Annotated in this window: 15 protein-coding genes; 3 read left to right on the top strand and 12 right to left on the bottom strand. The window is 71.6% G+C overall.

The genetic code is table 11. The annotated features are described in order from the left end of the window. Positions 1-22: 22 nt before the first annotated feature. From serA to ACLQ2W_RS26565, 5 genes are all read right to left on the bottom strand, one after another. A complete protein-coding gene (gene serA, locus ACLQ2W_RS26585) occupies positions 23-1,621 on the bottom strand; it encodes a phosphoglycerate dehydrogenase (protein WP_425789682.1) in 1,599 nt (532 codons plus the stop codon). 291 nt (positions 1,622-1,912) lie between these two features. Then, on the bottom strand, positions 1,913-2,926 hold the full coding sequence (gene ilvC, locus ACLQ2W_RS26580) for a ketol-acid reductoisomerase (RefSeq protein ID WP_425789680.1): 1,014 nt from the start codon (positions 2,924-2,926) through the stop codon (positions 1,913-1,915). 58 nt (positions 2,927-2,984) lie between these two features. Then, complete coding sequence (gene ilvN, locus ACLQ2W_RS26575) at positions 2,985-3,500, bottom strand: acetolactate synthase small subunit (protein ID WP_107156164.1); 516 nt, start codon at positions 3,498-3,500, stop codon at positions 2,985-2,987. 62 nt (positions 3,501-3,562) lie between these two features. Continuing rightward, positions 3,563-5,485, bottom strand: coding sequence for an acetolactate synthase large subunit (locus ACLQ2W_RS26570; RefSeq protein WP_425789677.1), 1,923 nt, complete (start codon positions 5,483-5,485; stop codon positions 3,563-3,565). A gap of 181 nt (positions 5,486-5,666) precedes the next feature. Next, the gene (locus ACLQ2W_RS26565; RefSeq protein WP_425789675.1) at positions 5,667-8,102 is read right to left on the bottom strand and encodes a putative bifunctional diguanylate cyclase/phosphodiesterase; all 2,436 of its coding nucleotides are present in this window, start codon (positions 8,100-8,102) and stop codon (positions 5,667-5,669) included. A gap of 111 nt (positions 8,103-8,213) precedes the next feature. Here ACLQ2W_RS26565 and ilvD point away from each other — a divergent pair, with 111 nt between their 5' ends. Both ilvD and ACLQ2W_RS26555 read left to right on the top strand, forming a co-directional pair. After that, positions 8,214-10,061, top strand: coding sequence for a dihydroxy-acid dehydratase (gene ilvD, locus ACLQ2W_RS26560; protein ID WP_425789673.1), 1,848 nt, complete (start codon positions 8,214-8,216; stop codon positions 10,059-10,061). A gap of 82 nt (positions 10,062-10,143) precedes the next feature. Beyond that, entirely contained in the window at positions 10,144-10,866 is a 723-nt protein-coding gene (locus ACLQ2W_RS26555) for a hypothetical protein (RefSeq protein WP_425789671.1), read from the top strand. A gap of 138 nt (positions 10,867-11,004) precedes the next feature. On the opposite strand, the gene ACLQ2W_RS26550 is transcribed toward ACLQ2W_RS26555, so the two are convergent. Next, the gene (locus ACLQ2W_RS26550; RefSeq protein WP_425789669.1) at positions 11,005-11,796 is read right to left on the bottom strand and encodes a trypsin-like serine protease; all 792 of its coding nucleotides are present in this window, start codon (positions 11,794-11,796) and stop codon (positions 11,005-11,007) included. A 144-nt stretch (positions 11,797-11,940) separates the two neighbouring features. After that, on the bottom strand, positions 11,941-14,700 hold the full coding sequence (locus tag ACLQ2W_RS26545) for a matrixin family metalloprotease (RefSeq protein WP_425789667.1): 2,760 nt from the start codon (positions 14,698-14,700) through the stop codon (positions 11,941-11,943). Between the two features lie 360 nt (positions 14,701-15,060). Between ACLQ2W_RS26545 and ACLQ2W_RS26540 the strand changes: the two genes are divergently transcribed. Next, positions 15,061-16,449 carry a stress response protein gene (locus ACLQ2W_RS26540; protein WP_425789665.1) on the top strand — a complete coding sequence of 463 codons (1,389 nt, stop codon included), beginning with the start codon at positions 15,061-15,063 and terminating at the stop codon, positions 16,447-16,449. A gap of 10 nt (positions 16,450-16,459) precedes the next feature. Here ACLQ2W_RS26540 and ACLQ2W_RS26535 read toward each other — a convergent pair whose 3' ends face one another. The 5 genes from ACLQ2W_RS26535 to ACLQ2W_RS26515 form a co-directional block, all read right to left on the bottom strand. Beyond that, the gene (locus tag ACLQ2W_RS26535; RefSeq protein ID WP_425789663.1) at positions 16,460-17,173 is read right to left on the bottom strand and encodes a trypsin-like serine protease; all 714 of its coding nucleotides are present in this window, start codon (positions 17,171-17,173) and stop codon (positions 16,460-16,462) included. A gap of 167 nt (positions 17,174-17,340) precedes the next feature. Further along, the gene (locus ACLQ2W_RS26530) at positions 17,341-19,782 is read right to left on the bottom strand and encodes a glycoside hydrolase family 2 protein (protein ID WP_425789661.1); all 2,442 of its coding nucleotides are present in this window, start codon (positions 19,780-19,782) and stop codon (positions 17,341-17,343) included. Next, positions 19,779-20,621: a carbohydrate ABC transporter permease gene (locus tag ACLQ2W_RS26525; RefSeq protein ID WP_425789912.1), complete on the bottom strand. Its 843-nt coding sequence runs from the start codon at positions 20,619-20,621 to the stop codon at positions 19,779-19,781. Before ACLQ2W_RS26525 ends, ACLQ2W_RS26530 begins: the two co-directional genes overlap by 4 nt. 41 nt (positions 20,622-20,662) lie before the next feature. Continuing rightward, positions 20,663-21,676: a carbohydrate ABC transporter permease gene (locus tag ACLQ2W_RS26520; protein ID WP_425789659.1), complete on the bottom strand. Its 1,014-nt coding sequence runs from the start codon at positions 21,674-21,676 to the stop codon at positions 20,663-20,665. 82 nt (positions 21,677-21,758) lie between these two features. Beyond that, on the bottom strand, positions 21,759-23,042 hold the full coding sequence (locus ACLQ2W_RS26515; protein WP_425789657.1) for an ABC transporter substrate-binding protein: 1,284 nt from the start codon (positions 23,040-23,042) through the stop codon (positions 21,759-21,761). Between the last annotated feature and the right edge of the window lie 33 nt (positions 23,043-23,075).

The raw sequence follows: 23,075 nt of genomic DNA, 5'->3' as shown, positions 1-23,075 counted from the left end.
GCCCCGATCCGTCCGGTGCGGACTACTCGTCGCGCAGGTCGGCCGCGCTGGCCGCGACCGCACCGATCGAGTCGGCCGCGGAGGTGAGCAGGTCGGCGCCGAGCGCCTGGTCGACGGTGAGCGTCATCAACGTCTCGCCGCCGGCCTCCCGCCGGGCCACCTGCATGGCGGCGATGTTGACGCCGGCCTCGCCGAGCAGCGTGCCGACCGTGCCGACCACCCCGGGCCGGTCGACGTAACGCAGGAAGACCAGGATGCCCTCCGCGCCGATCTCCACGTCGAAGCCGTCCACCTCGGTCAGCTTGAGCACGTCCCGGGCGCCGGTGTGCACCGCCGTGCCGGAGACCCGGACGGTCCGCCCGTCCGGCAGCGCGCCGCGCACCGTCACCAGGTTCGGGTGGTCCACCGTCTCGGTCGGCGTGGCCAGCGTGACCTCGACGCCCCGCTCGGCGGCCAGGTGCGGCGCGTTGACGTAGGTGACCTGCTCCTCCACCACGGAGCTGAACAGCCCCTTGGTGGCGGCGAGCTTGAGCACCGACACGTCGTGGCCGGCGATCTCGCCGCGCACCTCGACGGTGACGCTGGCGGCCACGCCGCCGGCCAGCGCGGTGAACGCCCGGCCCAGCTTCTCGGCCAGCGGCAGCAGCGGCCGGACATCCTCGGCGACCACGCCGCCGGCCTGCACGTTCACCGCGTCCGGCACGAACTCGCCCTGGAGCGCGAGCTTGACGCTCTTCGCCACCGCCAGGCCGGCCTTGTCCTGCGCCTCGTTCGTGGAGGCGCCCAGGTGCGGGGTGGCCACCACGTTGTCGAACGCGAACAGCGGCGACGAGGTGCAGGGCTCCTTGGCGTACACGTCGACGCCGGCGCCGGCGACCCGGCCCTCCGCGATCGCGTCGGCGAGCGCCTGCTCGTCGACCAGCCCGCCCCGGGCGGCGTTGACGATCCGGACGCCCGGCTTGACCACCGCCAGTTCCTTCTCGCCGATCAGGCCCACCGTCTCCGGCGTCTTCGGCAGGTGGATCGAGATGAAGTCGCTCTCCCGCAGCAGTTCCTCCAGGCCGACCAGACGCACCCCGAGCTGCGCGGCGCGGGCCGGCTGGATGTACGGGTCGTACGCGATGAGCCGGGTGCCGAACGCGGCGATGCGCTGCGCGAACAGCACGCCGATGCGGCCGAGGCCGACCACGCCCACGGTCTTGCCCTGGATCTCCACGCCGGTGTACTTCGACCGCTTCCACTCGCCGGCCTTGAGCGCGGCGCTGGCGCTGGCGGTGTTGCGGGCCACCGCGAGCAGCAGCGCGACCGCCTGCTCGGCGGCGGAGACGATGTTGGAGGTGGGAGCGTTGACCACCATGACGCCACGCGCGGTGGCGGCCGGCACCTCGACGTTGTCCAGGCCGACGCCGGCCCGGGCGACCACCTTCAGCCGGGGCGCCGCCGCGACCGCCTCGGCGTCGATCTGGGTGGCGCTACGTACGATCACCGCGTCGGCCTCGGAGAGCGCGGAGAGCAGGGCCGGACGGTCGGTGCCGTCCACGTGGCGCACGTCGAAGTCGTGCGCGAGCACCTCGATGGCGGCGGGGGCGAGTTCTTCGGCGATCAGTACGACAGGATTCATCGGTCCTCGTAGACGCTCGGTATCGGTTGGCCTGGGGCGTCGGGGCGCCGCGCTGCGCCCTGCGCCGATCCGTGCCATGGCCGTCGGGTGCCGCGTGGAGCACCACACCAAGGATGGTAGGTGTCGGCCCGCCCTCCGGGTCCCGGACCACGGGGTGAGGGCCCTCACACGCGCTCGTCACGTGCCGGACATCGCCGGTTCACGTGCCGACGGCGACGACCCGCGGCCCGACGCCGGGGAGAGCGTCGGGTCGCGGGTCGCCCGGTGGGCCCGGTCGGGCGGTGTGTCCGGTCAGGCGGTCTCGGTGATCGGGCGGTCCACCCAGCTCATCATGGCGCGCAGCTTCTGCCCGGTCTCCTCGATCGGGTGCGCCGCGCCCTCGGCCCGCCACTTGGCGAAGTTCGGCCGGCCGGCCTCGTCCTCGGCCACCCACTCGCGGGCGAACTCGCCGGACTGGATCTCGCCGAGGATCTTGCGCATCTCGTCCTTGACCCGCGAGTCGACGACCCGGGGACCACGGGACAGGTCGCCGTACTCGGCGGTGTCGGAGATGCTGTACCGCATCCGGGCGATGCCGCCCTCGTACATCAGGTCGACGATCAGCTTCAGCTCGTGCAGGCACTCGAAGTAGGCCACCTCGGGCGCGTAGCCGGCCTCGGTGAGCACCTCGAAACCGGTCTGCACAAGCGCCGCCGCGCCGCCGCAGAGCACCGCCTGCTCGCCGAAGAGGTCGGTCTCGGTCTCCTCGGTGAAGGTGGTCCGGATCGCGCCGGCCCGGGTGCCACCGATCGCCTTGGCGTACGCAAGCGCCAGGGCGAACGCGCTGCCGCTGGGGTCCTGCTCGACGGCGACCAGGCAGGGCACGCCCTTGCCGTCGACGTACTGGCGGCGGACCAGGTGACCGGGGCCCTTCGGGGCGACCATCGCCACGTCCACGTCGGCCGGCGGCGTGATCAGGCCGTACCGGATGTTGAAGCCGTGGCCGAAGAAGAGCGCCTTGCCGGGGGCCAGGTTCGGCGCGATGGCGTCGGCGTAGAGGCCCCGCTGGGCGGTGTCCGGCGCCAGGATCATGATCACGTCGGCCTCGGCCGCCGCCTCCGCCGGGCTGAGCACCCGCAGGCCCTGCTCCTCGGCCTTGGGCCGGCTCTTCGACCCGGCGGGCAGGCCGATCACCACGTCGACGCCGGAGTCACGCAGCGACAACGCGTGCGCGTGGCCCTGGCTGCCGTACCCGATCACGGCGACCTTGCGACCCTGGATCACGCCCAGGTCGGCGTCGTCGTCGTAGAAAACCTCAACGCTCATTGACTTCCCTTTCGTACGGCGGTGCCCGTCGGCCCGTCGAAAAACTGGTGGGTACGGATCAGGCGGCGCGCAGCGCCGGGCCGGCGGTGATGGCGCGGGAACCGCGCCCGATGGCCACCGTGCCGGACTGGACCATCTCCTTGATGCCGAACGGCTCCAGGTCGCGCAGCAGCGCGTCGAGCTTGTCCGGCGTGCCGGTGGCCTCGATGGTCAACGTGTCCGGCGCGACGTCGACCACCCGGGCCCGGAACAGGCCGACCGTCTCCAGCACCTGCGCGCGGGCGCTGCGGTCCGCGCGGACCTTGACCAGCAGCAGCTCCCGGGCCACCGAGACCTGCGCGTCCAGCTCAACGATCTTGAGTACGTTGACCAGCTTGTTGAGCTGCTTGGTCACCTGCTCCAGCGGCGAGGACTCGGCGTTGACCACGATGGTGATCCGGGAGACGTCCGGGTTCTCGGTCTCGCCCACGGCGAGACTGTCGATGTTGAACCCGCGCCGGGAGAACAGCCCGGAGACCCGGGCCAGGACACCCGGCTTGTTCTCCACCAGCACGGACAGCGTGTGCAGTGTCATAGCTGTGCCTTCCTTGTCATGCCCTCATGGCCCTCGCTTCGCTCGGTGCATTCGGTCATGACTTAGATGTCGTCCTCGTCGAACGCGGGGCGGACGCCCCGGGCGAACATGATCTCGTCGTTGCTGGTGCCGGCGGCCACCATCGGCCAGACCATCGCGTCCTTGCCGACCACGAAGTCGATGACCACCGGCGCGTCGGTGATCGCCATGGCCGCCTCGATGGTCTTGTCCACGTCGGCGGCGTTCTCGCAGCGCAGCCCGACGCAGCCGAGCGCCTCGGCGAGCTTGACGAAATCCGGGATGCGGTGCTTGTGCGTGCCCAGCTCGGTGTTGGAGTAACGCTCCCCGTAGAACAGCGTCTGCCACTGCCGGACCATGCCGAGGTTGCCGTTGTTGATCACGGCGACCTTGACCGGGATGCCCTCCAGCGCGCAGGTGGCCAGCTCCTGATTGGTCATCTGGAAGCAGCCGTCGCCGTCCACCGCCCAGACCGTGGTCTCCGGCCGGCCCACCTTGGCGCCCATCGCGGCCGGCACGGCGTAGCCCATGGTGCCCAGCCCGCCGGAGTTCAGCCAGGTGTTCGGCTTCTCGTACGAGATGAACTGGCTGGCCCACATCTGGTGCTGGCCGACACCGGCCACGTAGATCGCGTCCGGACCGGCGATCTCGCCCAACCGCTTGATCACGTACTGCGGGGAGAGCGTGCCGTCGGCCGGCTCCTCGAAGCCGAGCGGGTACCGCTCGCGCAGGTCGTCGAGCTGGTGCCACCAGTCCGCCAGGTCGGCGGCCGGGTGGGTGGCCTGCTCGGCGGTGACCGCCGCGATCAGCTCGTCGATCACGTGTCGCGCGTCGCCCACGATCGGGACGTCGGCGTGCCGGTTCTTGCCGATCTCGGCCGGGTCGACGTCGGCGTGCACCACCGCGGCGTCCGGCGCGAACGAGTCCAGCTTGCCGGTCACCCGGTCGTCGAAGCGGGCGCCGAGCGCCACGATCAGGTCGGCCTTCTGGAGGCCGTAGACCGCGGCGACGGTGCCGTGCATGCCGGGCATGCCGAGGTGCTGCCGGTGCGAGTCGGGGAACGCGCCGAGCGCCATCAGCGTGGTGACCACCGGGATCCCGGTCAGCTCGGCCAGCCGGCGCAGCCCCTCGGTGGCGCCGGCCTTGAGCACGCCGCCGCCGACGTAGAGCACCGGCCGGCGGGCCGTGGTCATCAGCCGGGCCGCCTCGCGGATCTGCTTGCCGTGCGGGTGCAGCGTGGGCCGGTAGCCGGGCAGGTCCAGCGTCGGCGGCCAGGAGAACGTGGCCGGCGCCTGGAGGACGTCCTTGGGAATGTCGACGAGCACCGGGCCGGGCCGGCCGGTGGCGGCCAGGTGGAACGCCTCGGCGAGCACCCGGGGGATCTCGTCGGCGGTCTGCACCAGGAAGTTGTGCTTGGTGATCGGCAGCGTGATGCCCTGGATGTCGGCCTCCTGGAAGGCATCCGTGCCGATCGACGGCCGGGCCACCTGGCCGGTGATCGCCACGATCGGCACCGAGTCCATGTAGGCGTCCGCGATCGGGGTGACCAGGTTCGTCGCGCCCGGGCCGGAGGTGGCGATGCAGACGCCGACCCGGCCGGTGGCCTGCGCGTAGCCGGTGGCCGCGTGCCCGGCGCCCTGCTCGTGGCGGACCAGGATGTGCCGGACGGTGGAGTCGTAGAGCGGGTCGTACGCGGGCAGGATCGCGCCGCCCGGGATGCCGAAGACCACGTCGACGCCGAGCGCCTCCAGCGAGCGCACGAGCGAGCCGGCGCCGGAGACCTGCGCGGTGGTGGGCTGCCGTACCGGTGTGCCGGCCGGGTCCGCGCCGGCCGGGACGGCCCGGCTCGCGGCGGGGGCGGCGCCGGTGCGGGCGGCGGGGGCGTGGTCGGCGTCGCCGGTCGCGCCGGTGCCCGTGCGGGCTCGTCGGGCGGAGTGGGCGAGGGTCTCTGGCGTGGGTCTCGTCATGGCGGTTCAGGCCTTCGGCTGTGAGTGGGTGACGCGGTTGTCAGGATGGGACGGCGGGCGCCCCGGCGATGGTCCGACGGCAACAAAAAAGCCCTCGTGCAGGATGCACGGGGCCAGCGCACTCTCGGGAGGAGAGTGCGCTCAGGTAAGTACTCGCAGCGACCGGTTCGACGACATGCGGCTAAGCCTGACGCATCTCACGCGATGAGTCAACTGATCCCACATTTTGGTTCACGGACGTGGGCGTGTCGGTCGTCGAAACCCCCTCCACGCCGGCCGTCACCTGCGGCGACGCCTCCACGGCGGGGCGCGGGGCGGGCGGGTTGTTGCGCAGCCGGGGCAGCAACGGCGACGGCGTACGCGACGGCGGGGACGGCGGCGCGGGCGGGATCGCGGCGGGCCGGTTGCCGGGCGCGGTGGCCGCCTCCAGCATCGCCTCCAGGTGCTCGGCCGGCACCCCCCAGCCGAAGAGCGCGCCCTGACCGAACCGGCAGCCGGCGGCCACCACGGCGGCCAGCTCGGTCGGGTTGGTGACCCCCTCGGCGATCACCTCCAGCCCGAGCTGGTGGCCGAGGCGCATGACGATGTCGACCATCGGGGCGAACGCCGGCCCCTCCCGGCCCACCGGCCGCACCGGCTCGTGCTCGGCGACCAGACTGTGGTCGATCTTGAGGATGTCGATCGGCAGCCGCCGAAGCTGCCCCAGCGAGGAGTAGCCGGCGCCGAAGTCGTCGAGCGCGATCCGGACGCCGGTCAGCCGCAACGCGGTCAGCCGCCGGATCAGCTCGTCCAGGTCGGTGGCGACCGCGTGCTCGGTCACCTCCAGCACCAGCCGCTGCGGCGGCACGTGGTGCGCGCGCAACGCGTCGGCCACCTGGACGACGTACTGCGGGGCGTGCAGCTCGCGCGGCGAGACGTTCACCGACACCCAGACGTCGTGCCCGTCGGCCAGCCAGCGGGAGAGCTGGTAGCAGGCCTGGTGCAGCACCCACGCGCCGAGCTTGGAGATCATCCCGCACTCCTCGGCCAGCGGGATGAACTCGTCCGGCCGGACGTTGCCCAGCTCCGGGTGGCGCCAGCGGAGCAGCGCCTCGGCGCCGACCGGCCGGACCGAGGGCAGCGAGGCCACCGGCTGGAAGACCAGCCGCAGCTCGTCGCGCTCGATCGCGCCGCGCAGCTCGTGCTCCAGCCGGGTGCGCCGACTCAGCAACTGGTCGTACGTGGCGTCGTAGCGCTCGATCCGGTTCTTGCCGCGCTGCTTGGCGTAGCGCAACGCCAGGTCGGCGTTGCGCAGCAACAGCTCGACGTCGTGGTCGCCGGGACTGCCGGCCACCCCGATGCTGACCGAGAGGAAGACCGGCCCGTCCGCCTCCTCGTACGGGCGGCCGAGCACCCCGAGCAGCCGCTCGGCGACCGGCCCGGGCTCGGCCGAACCGTGCATCAGCACCGCGAACTCGTCGCCGCCGAGGCGGGCGGCCAGATCGCCCGGCCGCAGGTTGCCGCGCAGCCGCCGACCCACCTCGGCGAGCACCGCGTCGCCGACGTCGTGCCCGCGCATGTCGTTGACGTTCTTGAAGCCGTCCAGGTCGAGCCCGAGCAGCACGCAGGGCACCCCCGTCTCGGCGCACCGGTGCAGGGCCCGCAGCAGCCCGCGCCGGTTGGCCAGGTCGGTGAGCGGATCGGTGTGCGCCAGCTCACGGAAGTGCGCCTCCCGCTCGGCCAGCCGGACGGCGTAGCCGCGCACGTCGTTGAGGGCGAGATATTGCCGGGCGACGAGCGCGAACCCCTCGACGCTGCCGGTCACGATGCCGTACCCGTCGAACCGGCCGCCCTGGGTGAGGTGGTACATCGCGGAGGCGGCCATGGCGAACATCGGCACGAACGCGTACTCGCCGTCGCGGCGGATGAGGTCGACGTCGAACCGCGTCGCGTCCGCCCGACGCCCGGCGACGGCGGTGGCCACCAGGCCGGCCGCGGTCAGCACGGCGCCGGCCAGCAGCATGCCCGGGCCGCCCTGGCAGAGCCCGGCCGCCACGCCCAGGCCCCCGGCGGTCACCGCGATCGCGCCGCCGCCGAGCAGCGTCAGCCAGCCGCGCGGCGGGGCGGCGCGCAGCACCAGGATCAGCGTCAGCCCGGTGGTGAGCGCGGCGCTGACGGTGGCCAGCAGGATGGGCAGGCAGGCGACCGGGGTGGCGTCGCCGAGCAGCCGGGTCGGCGCGCTGAACGCCACCCAGCCGACGAACCACAGCGCGGTCGCCATGATCACGCCGTCGAGCAGCAGCCGGGCGGTGGCGGCCCGGGTCGCCGCCGCACCGGGCAACCGCAGCAGCGCGGCGCCGAGGCCCACCGCGGCCACGGTGGTGGACGCCGCGACGAGCGTGGCCCAGCCGGTGCGCTGGCCCTGCCGGTGCGCCCAGTGGTCCCCGGCGAGCAGCAGGCCGCCCAGGCCGAGGAGCAGGCTGAGCAGGGCGGTCCCGCCGGCCACGGCCAGCAGCAGGTGGGCCTGCCGACGGGGGCCGGTGCGGCGCCGGGCCGACGCGGCGAGCAGCGCGACGGCGCCGGCCGCGGCGCAACCGCTCAGCGCCGCGACGGCGACCATCCCCGGGGACGACTGCACGCGTTCAACTCTGCCGGATCCGTGCCCTCCGTGGGGGACCGGGTGTGCAACTGTTGGGACACAGGGTGTACGCCCGGAAGTCACCGGGCCGGCGGTGTCAGACTGGTGGACATGCCTGAGCTGCGGTCGAGGACATCCACCCACGGTCGGACGATGGCCGGCGCCCGGGCCCTCTGGCGGGCCACCGGGATGACCGACGACGACTTCGGCAAGCCGATCGTCGCCATCGCCAACAGTTTCACCCAGTTCGTACCCGGTCATGTCCATCTCAAGGACCTCGGCGGCCTGGTCGCGGACGCGGTGGCCGAGGCCGGCGGCGTGGGTCGGGAGTTCAACACCATCGCCGTCGACGACGGCATCGCCATGGGCCACGGCGGCATGCTCTACTCGCTGCCCAGCCGCGAGCTGATCGCCGACGCGGTGGAATACATGGTCAACGCGCACTGCGCGGACGCCCTGGTCTGCATCTCCAACTGCGACAAGATCACCCCCGGGATGCTGCTCGCCGCGCTGCGGCTGAACATCCCGACCGTGTTCGTCTCCGGCGGCCCGATGGAGGCCGGCAAGACGGTGGCGATCGAGGGCGTCGTCCACTCCAAGATCGACCTGATCGACGCCATGATCGCCTCCTCGAACGAGGCGGTCACCGACGACCAGCTCGGCGAGATCGAGCGCTCGGCGTGCCCGACCTGCGGCTCCTGCTCCGGCATGTTCACCGCCAACTCGATGAACTGCCTGACCGAGGCGATCGGCCTGGCGCTGCCCGGCAACGGTTCGACGCTGGCCACCCACGCCGCGCGCCGGTCGCTCTTCGTCGAGGCCGGCCGCACCGCCGTGGAGATCGCCAAGCGCTGGTACGACGAGGACGACGCCTCGGTGCTGCCGCGCGCGATCGCCGGCCGGGCCGCGTTCGAGAACGCGGTCGCGCTCGACGTGGCCATGGGCGGCTCCACCAACACGATCCTGCACCTGCTCGCCGCCGCCCGCGAAGCCGAGCTGGACTTCGACGTGGCCGACATCGACGCCGTCTCGCGGCGGGTGCCGTGCCTGGCCAAGGTCGCCCCGAACTCGCCGAACTACCACATGGAGGACGTGCACCGGGCCGGCGGCATCCCCGCCATCCTCGGCGAACTGGACCGCGCCGGCCTGCTCCACCGCGACGTGCGCGCGGTGCACTCCCCCAGCCTCGACCGGTGGCTGGCCGACTGGGACGTGCGCGGCGGCTCGGCCACGCCCGAGGCGGTCGAGCTGTTCCACGCCGCGCCCGGCGGGGTGCGCACCACCGAGCCGTTCTCCACCACCAACCGCTGGTCGTCGCTGGACACCGACGCGGCCGGCGGCTGCATCCGCGACCTCGCGCACGCCTACAGCGCCGACGGCGGGCTGGCCATCCTGCACGGCAACCTGGCGCCGGACGGCTGCGTGGTGAAGACCGCCGGGGTGCCCGAGGAGTGCCTGACGTTCCGCGGCCCGGCCAAGGTCTTCGAGTCGCAGGACGACGCGGTGACCGCCATCCTGGCCAAGCAGATCGTCGCCGGCGACGTGGTGGTGATCCGCTACGAGGGCCCGAAGGGCGGCCCCGGCATGCAGGAGATGCTCTACCCCACCTCGTTCCTGAAGGGCCGGGGGCTCGGGCGCGCCTGCGCGCTGCTCACCGACGGCCGGTTCTCCGGCGGCACCTCCGGCCTGTCCATCGGGCACGTCTCCCCGGAGGCGGCCTCCGGCGGGCTGATCGCGCTGGTGCGCGACGGCGACGAGGTCGTCATCGACATCCCGGGCCGCTCCATCGAGCTGAACGTGCCCGCCGACGAGCTGACCGCGCGCCGGGTGGCCGAGGAGAAGCGCGACCGCCCGTACACCCCGGCCGACCGGCAGCGCCCGGTCTCGGCGGCGCTGCGCGCGTACGCCTCGATGGCCACCTCGGCCAGCGACGGCGCGTACCGCCGCGTCCCCGAGTAGGTGCAAGGAGGGGCCCCCGCTTAACGCCTCGCGCATAGGCGGGGGCCCCGCTTAACACCTTTCACCGGTAACGTCCGGCGACGTGGAGACGACGGTGAGCTATGCGCGACTGATCCGACCGGCGATCGACCGGGTCTACATGGGCGCCCGCCTGAAGGCGCGCCCCCGGATGGCGGCGTTCTACGCCGAACGCGGCCACGAACTCGGCATGGAGAACACGCTCTTCTCCGGCGTGCTGGCCCGGCCGACGCCGGCCGAGGCGCTCGCCGACGGCCTCATCTACACCGGCGTCGACCTGAGCCGGGAGCTGGCGCAGGGCGTCTTCGTCCGCGACGACGAGGGGGCCTGGCACCTGACCGAGCAGGGCCGGGAGCTGGCGTCGTTCGGTCAGCGCGCCACCGGCGAGGCCGCCGAGGAACTGTGGGGGACGCTGCCCGGAGTGCTGCCCGGCCTGAGCATCGTGCCCCGGCTCGCGGACCTGGTCGGCCGGGTGCTGGCGCACGCGCAGGCCACCGGCGGGCCGGCGTTCCGGGCCATGTCCCCGCCGTACGAGCCGGCGGGCGCGTCCCCGGCGCTGCTGCTCGTCACCCGGCTGGGCTCGCTGCGGCACCACCGGGCGGACGCGCACCGGGCCGCGTGGCGGGCCGCCGGGCTGACCGCCGAGGAGATCCGCGCGCTGCCGGACGGGCCGGAGCGCGCGCCGATCGAGGCCGACACCGACCGCCGCGACGAGCCGGCGTACGCGGTGCTCACCGACGCCGAACGGTGGGAGTTGCTGGCCGGCCTCGCCGCCCTGCCGAACTGAGTGCCGCCCTGCCGACCTGAGTTAAGCGGGGCCCCCTCCTATACCGAATGCGTTAAGCGGGGGCCCCTCCTTACATACGCCGCTGGGATGGGGCGCATTCGCTGGCGCGCGGGTGCCGCACGATCTGCCGGTGCGTGGTCAGGCCACGCCGGGGATGTCCGTCATGCCTTCGATCCACCCGGCGACCACCGACGTCTGGATGGCATAGCCGTAGGAATAGTCCGGCGCGTACGCGTAGTAGATCCCGTAGACGCGGTCGCCCGACCAGACGCCCGCGCCCGAATCTCCCTTCACCGGGATTCCGTCGATGGGAGTCAGCCGCATGTGGTCCACGGCGGACCCGTCCACCGACAGGGAGCAGACCCGGAGCGAGGGGGTCGGCGCCGACGAGGGGACGGATGGCTGATCCTGACCCCAGCCCCGCACGGCGACGTTGGTGCCGGTCTTCAGGAGCGAGTTGGCGTTGTACCTCGCGATGAGGTTCACGTTGCGCACGGACCATCGCAGGTGCAGCACCGCGACGTCGTACTTGTCGTTGGGCGCCCAGCCGATGACCGGGACTCCCTCGCCGTACTTCGGCCTGCGGTCGCCGGCCCAGATCTGGAACCTGTCGGGGTCTTCGCCGTCGAAGCAGTGCTTGGCGGTGAGCACCCAACGCTGACCGATCAGCGTCCCGGTGCACTTGTATCTCGCTCCGGAGTCGGCCCAGATGTTGACCTGGCCGCGGAGCACCCCGCTGGTGGTGCCGCCGAAGATGGCCGATGCCGGCGTCGAGCCGGCGAGCACCAGCGCGACCGCGAGGCCGGCTGCCGCAGCGGCGGCGGCACCTGAACGGATCAAACGTCCGATCATGAACAAGGTTCTCCCATTCACCCATTGATGTTGATCAGGTGACCATAGATCAATGTCGTGCACGGGCGGCAGAAGCACCGGATGACAATGAGGTTTCGTGGTGATGACGCGACTCGCCGCACCCCCTCCTCACCCGCGCCCGGCAGCGGCCCGCACCAGCGTGTTAAGCGGGGCCCCCTCCTATACCGAATGCGTTAACAGGGGGCCCCTCCTTACCGGGGGTCAGATGATGCCGGATTCGCGGGTGAGGTTGTGGGCCTGCCACTCGCCAGCGACCACGTCGCTGCTGGGGCGGTACAGCAGCGCCGTGTTGCCGTTGACGGCGGTGTACGTGAGGTAGCGGCGGGTGTCGCCCACCCAGGCCGAGATTCCGGTCCGGCCGGGCGGGAGGTCACCGGTCGGGATGTCCCGCACCTGCCAGGCGTCGCCGTCGGAGACGATCTCCCGCAGGCCGCCCTGGTGGTCGGAGCAGACGATCACCCAGGTGAGGTCGACCTCGTCGACGCTGAACAGCCGTTGCACGGTCATCGCGCGGGTGGGCGGCAGCCCCAGCTCGGCGGTGAGCGACCGGGTGTGCCACACCCCGTCGCCGCCCGGCTCCCACATCCGGATGTCCAGGCGGTAGTCCAGGGCGAACAGGCGGTGTGCCTCACCGGCACGGGCCGACCCGAAGATCGGCATGGCCTCCAACGGGGTCGGGTTCTCGGCCTGCGTCGCCCAGGTCAGCGAGATGTGGCTCCAGCCGTCGGCGTGCTCCTGGAGCAGGCGCAGCCCGTCCTCGTTGTCCCGGTACGCCACCGCGTCGAGGCCGGTCGCCTGGTCGACGTACCCGATGATGCTGCCGTTGTGGGTGCCCGCGCCCGACTGTGAGATGTCCTGCCAGGTCCAGCCCGCACCGGGCGTCTCGGAGAGGCGGATGATCCGGCCGTCGGGGTCGCCGTAGACGATCCGCTGGGTGTCGCCGTTGCGGTAGGCGTACGGCGAGCCGGCGATCGGGGGCGCGCCGCCGGTCTCCACGTTCAGGTCGTTCCACCACCACTCGCCGCCGTCGTACCAGAGCTGGTGCAGGTGGTCACCGGCGCCCCGGTAGACGTACGACGGCACGCCGTCGTGGGCGAAGAAGAGGCTGGGGGCGTGGCCGCGGGCCATCAGCGGCGCGCCGAGGTCGGCGGTGAGCCGGGTGTACGTCCAGGTGTCCGCGTCGGCCGGGTAGTGCACCAGGAGATGCTGCTCGCAGTCCTGGAGGGCGATGTGGTCGACACCGGGCAGCACCTGCATGCCGGTGCCGGAGAGGAACGGCAGCCGGCCGTACGCGTGGTGGATGCCGGCCCGGTCGTCGGACTTCGGGACGCGGTACCAGGTGGCGTTGCGGTACATGACGTTCTTGCTCTTGCCGTGGTGCAGGCCGAGCGCGTGGCCCAGCTCGTGCGTGACGACGTGCCGGAAGTCGGGGTTGTACCAGGTGGTGTCGAAGTAGCCGGGGGCATCCCAGTTGATCTCCCGATTGAAGATCATCGGAAGCTGGGCCCGTTCCGCCGGCCAGTTCTGCCCGGCGTACCACTTGGTGACCGCGTACACCGACCTGAACCAGTTCGACTCGTGGAAGACCGGGTCGTCGCCGACGGAGATGAGGATGTCCGCCCGGGCCGGGTCGTCGACCCGCTCGAAGTCGAACGGGCCGTACCAGTCGGCGCCGAGCACCTTGTTCCACTCGGCGAACGCGACCCGGACGAGTTCCTCCTTCAGCTCGTCGGTGAAGCCGGGCCGGGCGTTCGGCATGTGCATGTCGCCCAGGTGGTAGGTCAGGTTGGTGTGCCGGTAGTGGTTGAGCACGTGGAAGCTCGGCACCGCCGCCACCGGGTCCGGGTTGCCGCAGCCGGGAGCGGTCAGGTGCGCGACGGTGGTGGCGTCCGGACGCCCGGTCACCGGCAGCTCGTGGAACTCCTGGTACGCCCGCAGCGCCCCGCCCAGCCCGCCCGCGACCGGGTAGCCGGCGTCGGTGAGCAGTGTGGACACCGCCGCCAGCGGCAGCTCGGTGAGGTCCGGCCGGATCAGCGACACCGTGCCCTCGACGTTGTCGCCCACGTAGACCCCGCCGTCCGCGCCCACCGCGACGCCGTACGGGCTGGGGCCGGTGACCACCGGTTCGAGCGTGTGCGGCTGGTACGGGCCGGTGGCGTCGATGAACTGGGCGCCCCGATCGGTGGCGGCCCAGGCCTGCGACAGGTGCGGGTGCGCGGCGAGGTCCCGCGACCCGGCCGCCGTGCCCACCGCCCCCAGCCGCTCCCCCGTGTCGGGGGCGTGCACGCCGGCCAGCGGGTGCACCGAGCCGCCGCCGAGGGAGGCCAGGTAGATCAGGCCGTCCTGGCCGACCGCCACCGGCCCCGGCTGGAGGCGCGACGGCGTGACCGGCGTGGAACGCACCGTACCGTCCGATTCGACCACGGCGAGCGCGTCCACCGGCGGGGTGGCCGCCTGGTCGGAGAGGGAGACGTGGACGCGGCCGTCCGGGGCGACGGCGAGCCGCACCGGCCGCGACGGCAGGGCGATGATCCGGCGCCGGGCCGGGTCCCCCGCCTCGATGGCGAAGAGTCGCCGATGCGCCCAGTCGGCGGTGTAGAGCACGTCGGCGGCCGGGTCGACGGCCACCGCGATCAGCCCGAACCCGATCGGGATCTCCTCGACCCGGCCGGTGTCCAGCGCGCAGGCCGAGACGCTGTAGCTCTCCTTGCCCCAGTTCATCACGTACGCGGTCCGCCGGCCGGGGTGCCAGGCGACCGCCCGCGGGTAGTGGCCGACCGGCACCGGATCCGCGACCGGGGCGAGCGTGCGCGGGTCGAGCACGTGCAGCTTCCCCCGACCGGACGCGCCGTAGTGGGTGGCGAGCAGCACCGTCCCGGCCAGGGCGAGGCCGTGGACCGACCCGGGGTCCTCCGGCGTGCCGAGGCGGACGTGGAACGGCGGCGGGATGGGAGTGGCCATGGCGACCTCGGCTGACGACAGGGTCCGGACGGACCGTTTCGACGGACCGCTTCGGTCCACCACCAGTGGAGGTCGCCACCGTGGTCGCTGTCAGTCGTTTCCTCGGCCCGGTGCGGTCAGATCTCGGATCCACGCCGTGATGGCGGCCGGAAATCGCAGTCAGCTAACGGACGGAAGAGCCGGTAAGGGCCGAACCGTTGACACGGACGCCTCCGTCCGGCAGCCCGATCCGGGCCGGGCGGATCGTCCGGCACCCGACCCGGACAGCTCTTTCCATGCGTACGCGCCCACGATCACGCCGCTTTCCGGCCCGGCCCGCAGGTAACTTCTCGTACCACCGCCTTCACGAGGAGTGTCCGCATGTCCGAGGAGACCTGGCTCGCGGCCCGCCTGATCCCCACGTCCGGCATCAACGGCGCGGAGGAGCAGGAACGCCGGGCCACATCCGCACTGCTGGCGGTGATGAGCGCGGTACGGGAGTTCGGGCGGGTGCTCACCCAGTCCCTCGGCGCACCGGCCGGCACGGTGCAGACCTTCATCGAGGTGCCGTTCAAGCTCGGCAACCAGCAGCTCTTTCCGGACGGCCTCATCCGCGTCACGCGGGGGCAGCGACAGTGGACCGCGCTGGTGGAGGTGAAGACCGGCAGCAACGCGTTGCGGACCGAGCAGGTGGAGGCGTACCTGGACATCGCCCGCGAGCAGGGCTTCGACGCTCTCATCACGATCTCCAACGAGATCGCCCCGGTGCCGGGCCAGCATCCGACCACGATCGATCGCCGGAAGCTGCGCAAGGTCGCGCTCTACCACCTGCCCTGGACGGAGATCCTGACCCAGGCGGTGATCCAGAAGGAGTACCGCGGCATCGCCGACCCGGACCAGGCGTGGATTCTGGGCGAGCTGATCAGGTACCTCGAACACCCACGTTCGGGCGCACTGGAGTTCAGCGACATGGGACCGGCCTGGGTCTCCGTACGCGATGGGGTGTCGGCCGGAACGCTGCGGGCCGGCGACGGCGGCGCGGCGGAGGTGGCCGGCCGCTTCGACGCCCTGATCCGCTACGCCTGCCTACGCCTCGGCCGGCAGTTGGGCACCGACGTCACGCCCGCGCTGAGCCGCCGTGACCTCGCCGACCCGGCCGCACGCACCCAGTCGCTCGTCAACCAGCTCGTCACCACCGGAAGCCTGACCGGAAGCATCCGGATTCCGGGCGCGGTCGGCCACCTCCACGTCACCGCCGACCTGCGGGCCGGGCAGATCGTCTGCCACGTCGACGTGGACGCTCCGCGTACCGGCAGGCCGACCACCAGGGTGAACTGGCTGGTCCGCCAACTCAGGGACGCGCCGGAGACGGTACGGATCGAGGCGTTCGTCCTGCACGCCCGCGGGGGTGGCGCGACGGACCTGCTGCGTCAGGTCCGCGCCGAGCCCAGCATGCTGATCACCGACCCGGCCCGTGAGCTGCGGGCGTTCCGAGTCGCCCAGAGCACGGCGGCGGGCACCAAGCGGGGCAGCGGGCGGGGCGCCTTCATCGACTCCGTGCTGCGCGCGATCGACGACTTCTACGAACAGATCATCCAGAACCTGAAGCCGTGGATGCCCGCCCCGCCGCGCCTGCGTACGCCGGACGACGTCACGCCGGTGCAGCCGGTCGCCGCGAGTCTCGTCTCGACCGCCATCTCCTCGCAGGACAGCCCCGACCTCGACGCCCCGTCGGCGGCGGGCGACGAAGGAGCGACGAGGAACGGGTGAGGCTGCGTGGTCAGCTCACTCCGGGGATGTCCGTCATGGCTTCGATCCACCCGGCGACCACCGACGTCTGGGTGGCATGGCCGTAGGAAAGGCCCGTCGTTGCATAGTAGATCCCGTAGACGCGGTCGCCCTGCCAGACGCCCGCGCCCGAATCTCCCTGTTGTGGAATTCCGTCGACGGGAGTCAGCCGCATCTCGTCCACGGCGGACCCGTCCACCTTCATGGAGCAGACCCGGAGCGACGAGGTCGGCGCAGATGAGGGGACGTTCGGCTGATCCCGGCCCCAGCCCCGCACGGCGACCTGGATGCCCGTCTTCAGGAGCGAGTTGGCGTTGTACTTCGCGATGAGCTGCACGTTGCGCACGGACCACTGCAGTTCCACGATCGCGACGTCGTACTTGTCGTGGCCCGCCCAGCCGATGACCGGGACTCCCTCGCCGTACTTCGGCCTGCGGTCGCCGGTCCAGATCTGGAGCGAGTCGGTGTCTTCGCCGTAGAAGCAGTGCTTGGCGGTGAGCACCCAACGCTGACCGATCAGCGTCCCCGTGCACAGGTAACTGTCTCCGTCGTCGGCCCAGATGTTGACCTGGCCGCGGAGCACCCCGCTGGTGGTGCCGCCGAAGATGGCCGATGCCGGGGTCGAGCCGGCGAACACCAGCGCGACGGCGAGGCCGGCCGCCGCGGCGGCTGCGGCACCTGAACGAAACATTCGTCCGATCGTCAACAGGGCTCTCCCATTCGTAGAAATCGGTGGTCCGGTGACCGTAATCGATGTCGCGTCCGGGCGGCGGAAACGGTGGATGACAAAGCCGTTTCGAGGCGATGACACGGTGCGTCGGTGTTAAGCGGGGCCCCCTGCTATGCGGAATGCGTTAACAGGGGGCCCCTCCTTCAGCCGTTGACGCAGCGCAGCACCGGGCGGCGCGTCAGCGCCGCCCGGTCGAGCGGGCGCGGCGCACGCACCGTGAACACCGCGCTCTCCCCCGGCAGCAGCGTGACCAGCGCGGTGTCGACCTGCGCGGACGGGTCCAGCCGGTCGGGAAAGAGCGTCAGGTCGCGCAGCACGGTCCGGGCGGTCACCCGGACCCGCTGGCCGCCGTCCACCGGCTCGACGGTGGCGTCCCACTCCGCCGCCGGCCAGGTGATGTCGCGGTCCTCGGCGAAGAACCACAGCGCCCGCTCCGCGGTGTCGCCGGCGTCCGCGACCAGCAGCTCACGGCGGGCCTCGTCCGGCCGCGTCAGCTCCGCCGGCAGCGCCAGCACCACCGAGGAGTACGCCGGGACGTCGAGGTCGACCGAGGTCTTCGCCCTCGGCTCCCCGGTGACGGTGAGCCGGGTGACAGTGGCCGGCCCGGTCCACGCCTGCCCGGTCTCGTTGACCGCGACCAGCGCCAGCCCGCCGTCGCGCGGCTGCACGGTGAGCAGCCGGTCGGCGTAGGCGCGGCGCAGCGCGTACCACAGGGGTTTGCGCCGGCCGTCGCCGTCGACGGCGGCCCAGGAGGTGACCGGCCAGCAGTCGTTGAGCTGCCAGACGATGGTGCCGGTGCAGATTGGCCGGTGGGACCGGAAGTGCTCGACGCCGAGCTGGATGGCGCGCGCCTGGTTGAGCTGGGTGTAGTAGTGCCAGTCGTCGAAGTCGGCGGGGGGCGGCAGGTGGGCGTCCAGCCCGCGTTGGAGTTTCCGGTCCCCGTCGATCGCCTTCTGGTGGTGGCTCATGCCGGGCGAGTCGTGCGCGAGCGGTTCGTCGGAGAGGGACCGGCGCAGCGTCGCGTACGCGGGCGGGGCCTGGTAGCCGAACTCGGCGACGAACCGGGGCACGTACTCGCGGTACTTGGTGTAGTCGTCGTCGTTCCAGACGTCCCAGATGTGCATGGTGCCGTGCGCCGGGTCGTTGGGGTGCCGGTCCTCGGTGCCGGACCACGGGCTGCCCGGCCAGTACGGGACGGTCGGGTCCAGCTCGCCGACGATCGCGGGCAGCAGCTCCAGGTAGTAGCCGCGCCCCCAGGTCCGGCCGGCGAGCGGCTCCTGCCAGTCCCAGTCGTGCCAGCCCCAGATGTTCTCGTTGTTGCCGGTCCAGAGCACCAGCGACGGGTGGCCGGCGAGGCGGGCCACCTGTTCCCGCGCCTCGGCCTCGACCTCGGTGCGGAACGGCTCCTCCTCCGGGTACGCCGCGCAGGCGAACAGGAAGTCCTGCTGCACCAGCAGGCCGAGTTCGTCGGCCAGCTCGTAGAAGTCGTCCGACTCGTACCGGCCGCCGCCCCAGACGCGCAGCAGGTTGACGTTCGCCCCGACCGCCTGACCGAACCGGTCGGCCAGGCGCGACCGGGTGACCCGGTTGGGGAACGCGTCGTCGGGGATCCAGTTGACCCCCTTGACGAAGATCGGCAGGTCGTTGACGTGCAGCGTGAACGGGGTGCCGTGGGCGTCGGGCGTGCTGTCGAGGCGGACCGAGCGGAAGCCGATCCGGCGGGACGCGGCGTCGAGGTCCCGCCCGTCGGCGGCGTGCAGCGTGACGTGGAGGTCGTGCAGCGGCTGGTCGCCGTAGCCGACCGGCCACCACAACGCCGGGTTCGGCACGGTGAGCGCCAGCGCGGCGGTGCGTTCCCCGGCCGGCACGGTGACCTCGGCGGTGACGCCGGCGACGTCGGCGCGTACGGTCAGCGGCTCGTCGCCGGCCCGCTCCACGTCGACGTGCAGCTCCACCCGGCCGACGCCGTCGGAGACGGTGACCAGCGGCCGGACCGCCGCGAGCCGGGCGGTGGACCAGGCGTGCAGGCCGATCTCCTGCCAGATGCCGGCGGTGACCACCGTCGGTCCCCAGTCCCAGCCGAAGTTGCAGGCGGTCTTGCGGATGAACTGGAACGGCTCCGGGTACGCGTTGGGCCGGTCGCCGAGCCGGTCCCGGTGCGCCTGGGCGTAGCGGTACGGCGAGTCGAAGCGTACGGCCAGGGTGTTGTCGCCCGGGCGCAGCAGCGCGCGGACGTCGAACCGGTAGGAACGGTGCTGGTTCTCGGTGCGCCCGACCTCGACGCCGTTGAGCGTCACGGTGGCCACCGTGTCCAGGCCGCCGCAGACCAGGTCGACCCGGTCGTCCTCGCCCGGCTGCCAGGCGAACGTGGTCCGGTAGACCCAGTCGGTGCGCCCGATCCAGAGCAGCCGGTTCTCGTTGTCGTCGAGGTACGGGTCGGGGACGAGACCGGCGGCGAGCAGGTCGGTGTGCACGCATCCGGGCACCGTGGCCGGCACCTCGGCCCCGGCGATCTGCGGCGGCACCTGCGCGCCGGGCTCGGCCCGCAGCGTCCAACCCTCGTGCAGCAGCGTGGAACGGCTCACGACTTCACCGCGCCTTCCATGATTCCGCGGACGATCTGGCGTCCACCGATGAACAGCATCAGCAGCAGGGGGACGGTGGCGATGAACGCGCCGGCCAGCACCCGCCGGTAGATCACGTAGTTGCCGCTGGCCAGGTCGGAGATCGCCACCATCGAGGTCGGGTAGTCGGTGCCGCTCAACGTGATCAGCGGCCACTGGAAGTCGTTCCAGGTGGCCACGAACGTGAGCAGGCCGAGCACCGCGAGGGCCGGGCGGATCGCGGGGAGCACGATCGTCGCGTACACCCGCATGATCGTGGCGCCGTCGACCCGGGCCGACTCGATCAGCTCGTCCGGGACGGTGTTCACGATGAACTGCCGCATGTAGAACACGCCGAACGCGGTGACCAGGCCGGGCGCGATGACCGCGAGCAGCGTGCCGTTCCAGCCGAGCTTGCCCATCACGATGTAGAGCGCGACGATGCCGAGCTGGTTCGGCACGGTCAGGGTGAGCACCACGAAGAGCATCAGCGCGCCGCTGCCCTTGAACCGCAGCTTGGCGAACGCGAACCCGGCAAGCGAGCAGAAGAACAGCACCGAGGCGGTGACCAGCGTCGACACGATGACGCTGTTGACGAGCGAGGCGGCGAAGTAGACGTCCTGGAGGGAGAAGACCTCGTCGACGTTGGTCAGGAACCGGTCGCCCGGCACGATCGCCGGTGGCAGCTTCGCCAGCGCCTCGTCGTTGCTGGTGGCGATGACGAACATCCAGTAGAGCGGGAACGCGGCGAACAGCATGCTGACCGCGAGCAGCAGGTAGGTCCAGAACCCGGCCGGCGTCTCCTGCGGGGCGCGGGCCATGGGCCGGCGCTTGCGCGGGGTCGGCGGGGAGGCAAGGGCCGTCATCTACGCCCTCCGGAGAGTCGGTTCGTCAGCAGGTAGTTGATCCCGGCGACAACCAGGATGATCAGGAACAGCGCCCAGGACATCGCCGCGGCGTAGCCGAGGTTGAGGTCCTTCCAGCCGACCTTGTAGATGAGCTGGGCGATGGTCTGCCACTCGCCGTTCGGCCCGCCGGTGGCGGCCTGGGCGTTCGGGTCGAACAGCATCGGCTCGGTGAAGAGCTGGAGCCCGCCGATGGTGGAGAGGATCACGGTGAACACGACCACCGGCTGGATCATCGGCACGGTGATGCGCCAGAGCTGTTTCCACTGGCCGGCGCCGTCGATCGCGGCGGCCTCGTAGACGTCGCGCGGGATGGACTGCATGGCGGCCAGGTAGAGCAGCGCGTTGTAGCCGATCCACTTCCAGTTGACCATGGTGGCGATGGCGATCCAGGCGTGCAGCTTGTCGGCCCGCCAGTCGATCGGGTCGTCGGCGCCGCCGATGCCGAGCAGGCCGAGCGCCCAGTTGGCCATGCCGAAGTCGCGGGAGAAGAAGACGCTGAACACCATGGTCGAGGCCACGATCGGCGTCACGTACGGCAGCAGCACGCCGACCCGCCACCAGGTCTGCGCCCGCAGTTGCCGGTTGAGCAGCGAGGCGACCAGCAGCGCGAGCAGCAGTTGCGGGACGGTGGAGAGCAGGAAGATGCCGAAGGTGTTGTAGAGCGCGTTCCAGAAGTCCTCGTCGGCGATGAGCCGGCTGAAGTTCTCGACGCCGGCCCAGTAGGGCAGCGTCGGGTCGTCCAGGCGATAGTTGCGCAGCGAGACCACCGCGTTGAACAGCAGCGGGAACAGCCCGAACACGATGAAGAGCAGGAAGAACGGCGCGATCATCAGGTACGGCATGTAGCGCATGTCGAAGCGGTACAGCCGGTTGCGCCAGGTCAACCGCCGCTCGTCGGCCCCGCGACGGCCGCGCTCCGGCGCGGGTCGGCGGCGCGGCGGCGCGGGCGCGGCACGGGTGCTGGACATCGGATCACTCCAGAGCCGAGGTGGGGGTGGACGGGTACGGCGGTGCCGGAGCGGGTCGGTCCGCTCCGGCACCTGTGGTGCGTCAGGACTTGGCGGCCTTGTCGGCCTCCTTGACCGCCTCGGTCCAGGCGGCGTCGGGCTTCAGCGACTTGTTCTCCACCCGGCGGATGACGTTCTCCACCGCGACCCGGGTCGGGCCGTTCTTCTTGCCCAGGTACTGCGGGGTGAGTCCCTGCGCCATCTTCGGGAAGATCTGGCCGACCGGGGCGTCGTTGAAGAACGGGTTCTTGAAGTCGGCGATGGCCGGGTCGGCGTAGAGCGCCGGCTGCGACGGCAGGTTGCCGACCTTCTTGAAGATCTCGATCTGCTGCTCCGGCGCGACCAGCCACTCCAGCAGCTTGTACGCCTCGTCGACATTCTTGCCCTGCTTGGGGATGGTCAGGAACGAGCCACCCCAGTTGCCGCCGCCGCCGGGCACCGCGGCGATGTCCCACTTGCCCTGGGTGCCGGGCGCGGTGTCCTTGATGTGGCCGAGCATCCACGCCGGGCAGGCGAGCACCGCGAACGCGCCGCTGGTGAAGCCCTTGTCCCAGTCGGCCTGGAAGCTGACCAGGTTGGCGGAGAGCCCACCCTGGACGGCCTTGACCGTGTAGTCGAACGCGACCTTCGGACCCTGCTCCATCTGGAGCTGCTCCTGGTCGTTGTAGAAGCCGACCTGCTGCTGCCCGAGGATCGGGTTGAACAGGTTCGTGCCGGCGTCGATGAACTTCTTCTTGGTCTTGCCGGTGTACTGCTGGCCGACCTCCAGGAACTTGTCCCAGGTGGGCCACAGCGCGGAGACCTGGTCGCGGTCGGTGGGCAGGCCGGCGGCCTTGAACAGGTCGGTGCGGTAGCACATGGCGAGGCCGCCCACGTCGGTGCCGAGACCGATCTGCGTCTTGCCGTCGGCGGACAGCGACTGCTTCCACTTCCAGGGCAGGTACTTGCTCTCGTACGACCCGGCGCCCTTGTCCAGCAGGTTGACGAACTTGTCGGACTGGCTGCGGAACTGGACCATGAAGCCCTCGTCGATCGCCGCGATGTCCGGCGCGCCGTTGCCGGCGACGAGCTTCTTCTGCAGGTCCTCGTGCTGGGCGTTGTACTCGCCCGAGTTGAGCTGGATCTTGACGTTGGGGTGGTCGGCCTCGTACTTCGTCTTGAGGTCCTGGAGGCCGAAGTCACCCCAGAAATTGATCTTCAACGTGACCTGGCCGTCGGCCGCGTCCGCGCCGCCGGTGGTGCTCTTGCCGCTACAGGCGGCGACCATGACCAGGCTGACGGCACCGACGGCGGCCGTGCGCGCCCAGTGCGTCCAGGACCGTTTCATGTCATCCTCCGCGCCAAATGGGAACGCTCCCGA

The sequence above is a fragment of the Micromonospora sp. DT227 genome (assembly GCF_049841835.1).
Lineage (GTDB): Bacteria > Actinomycetota > Actinomycetes > Mycobacteriales > Micromonosporaceae > Micromonospora.
Note: the sequence above shows the minus strand (reverse complement) of the source record. Positions and strands in the feature narration are given on the sequence as shown.

Bases quoted from the DNA above. Each gene is read 5' to 3' on its own strand.
- ACLQ2W_RS26525 (WP_425789912.1), bottom strand. From the start codon at position 20,621: ATGGCCCGCGCCCCGCAGGAGACGCCGGCCGGGTTCTGGACCTACCTG.
- ilvN (WP_107156164.1), bottom strand. From the start codon at position 3,500: ATGACACTGCACACGCTGTCCGTGCTGGTGGAGAACAAGCCGGGTGTC.
- ilvC (WP_425789680.1), bottom strand. From the start codon at position 2,926: ATGAGCGTTGAGGTTTTCTACGACGACGACGCCGACCTGGGCGTGATC.
- ACLQ2W_RS26545 (WP_425789667.1), bottom strand. From the start codon at position 14,700: ATGGCCACTCCCATCCCGCCGCCGTTCCACGTCCGCCTCGGCACGCCG.
- ACLQ2W_RS26520 (WP_425789659.1), bottom strand. From the start codon at position 21,676: ATGTCCAGCACCCGTGCCGCGCCCGCGCCGCCGCGCCGCCGACCCGCG.
- ACLQ2W_RS26540 (WP_425789665.1), top strand. From the start codon at position 15,061: ATGTCCGAGGAGACCTGGCTCGCGGCCCGCCTGATCCCCACGTCCGGC.
- serA (WP_425789682.1), bottom strand. From the start codon at position 1,621: ATGAATCCTGTCGTACTGATCGCCGAAGAACTCGCCCCCGCCGCCATC.
- ACLQ2W_RS26515 (WP_425789657.1), bottom strand. From the start codon at position 23,042: ATGAAACGGTCCTGGACGCACTGGGCGCGCACGGCCGCCGTCGGTGCC.
- ilvD (WP_425789673.1), top strand. From the start codon at position 8,214: ATGCCTGAGCTGCGGTCGAGGACATCCACCCACGGTCGGACGATGGCC.
- ACLQ2W_RS26570 (WP_425789677.1), bottom strand. From the start codon at position 5,485: ATGACGAGACCCACGCCAGAGACCCTCGCCCACTCCGCCCGACGAGCC.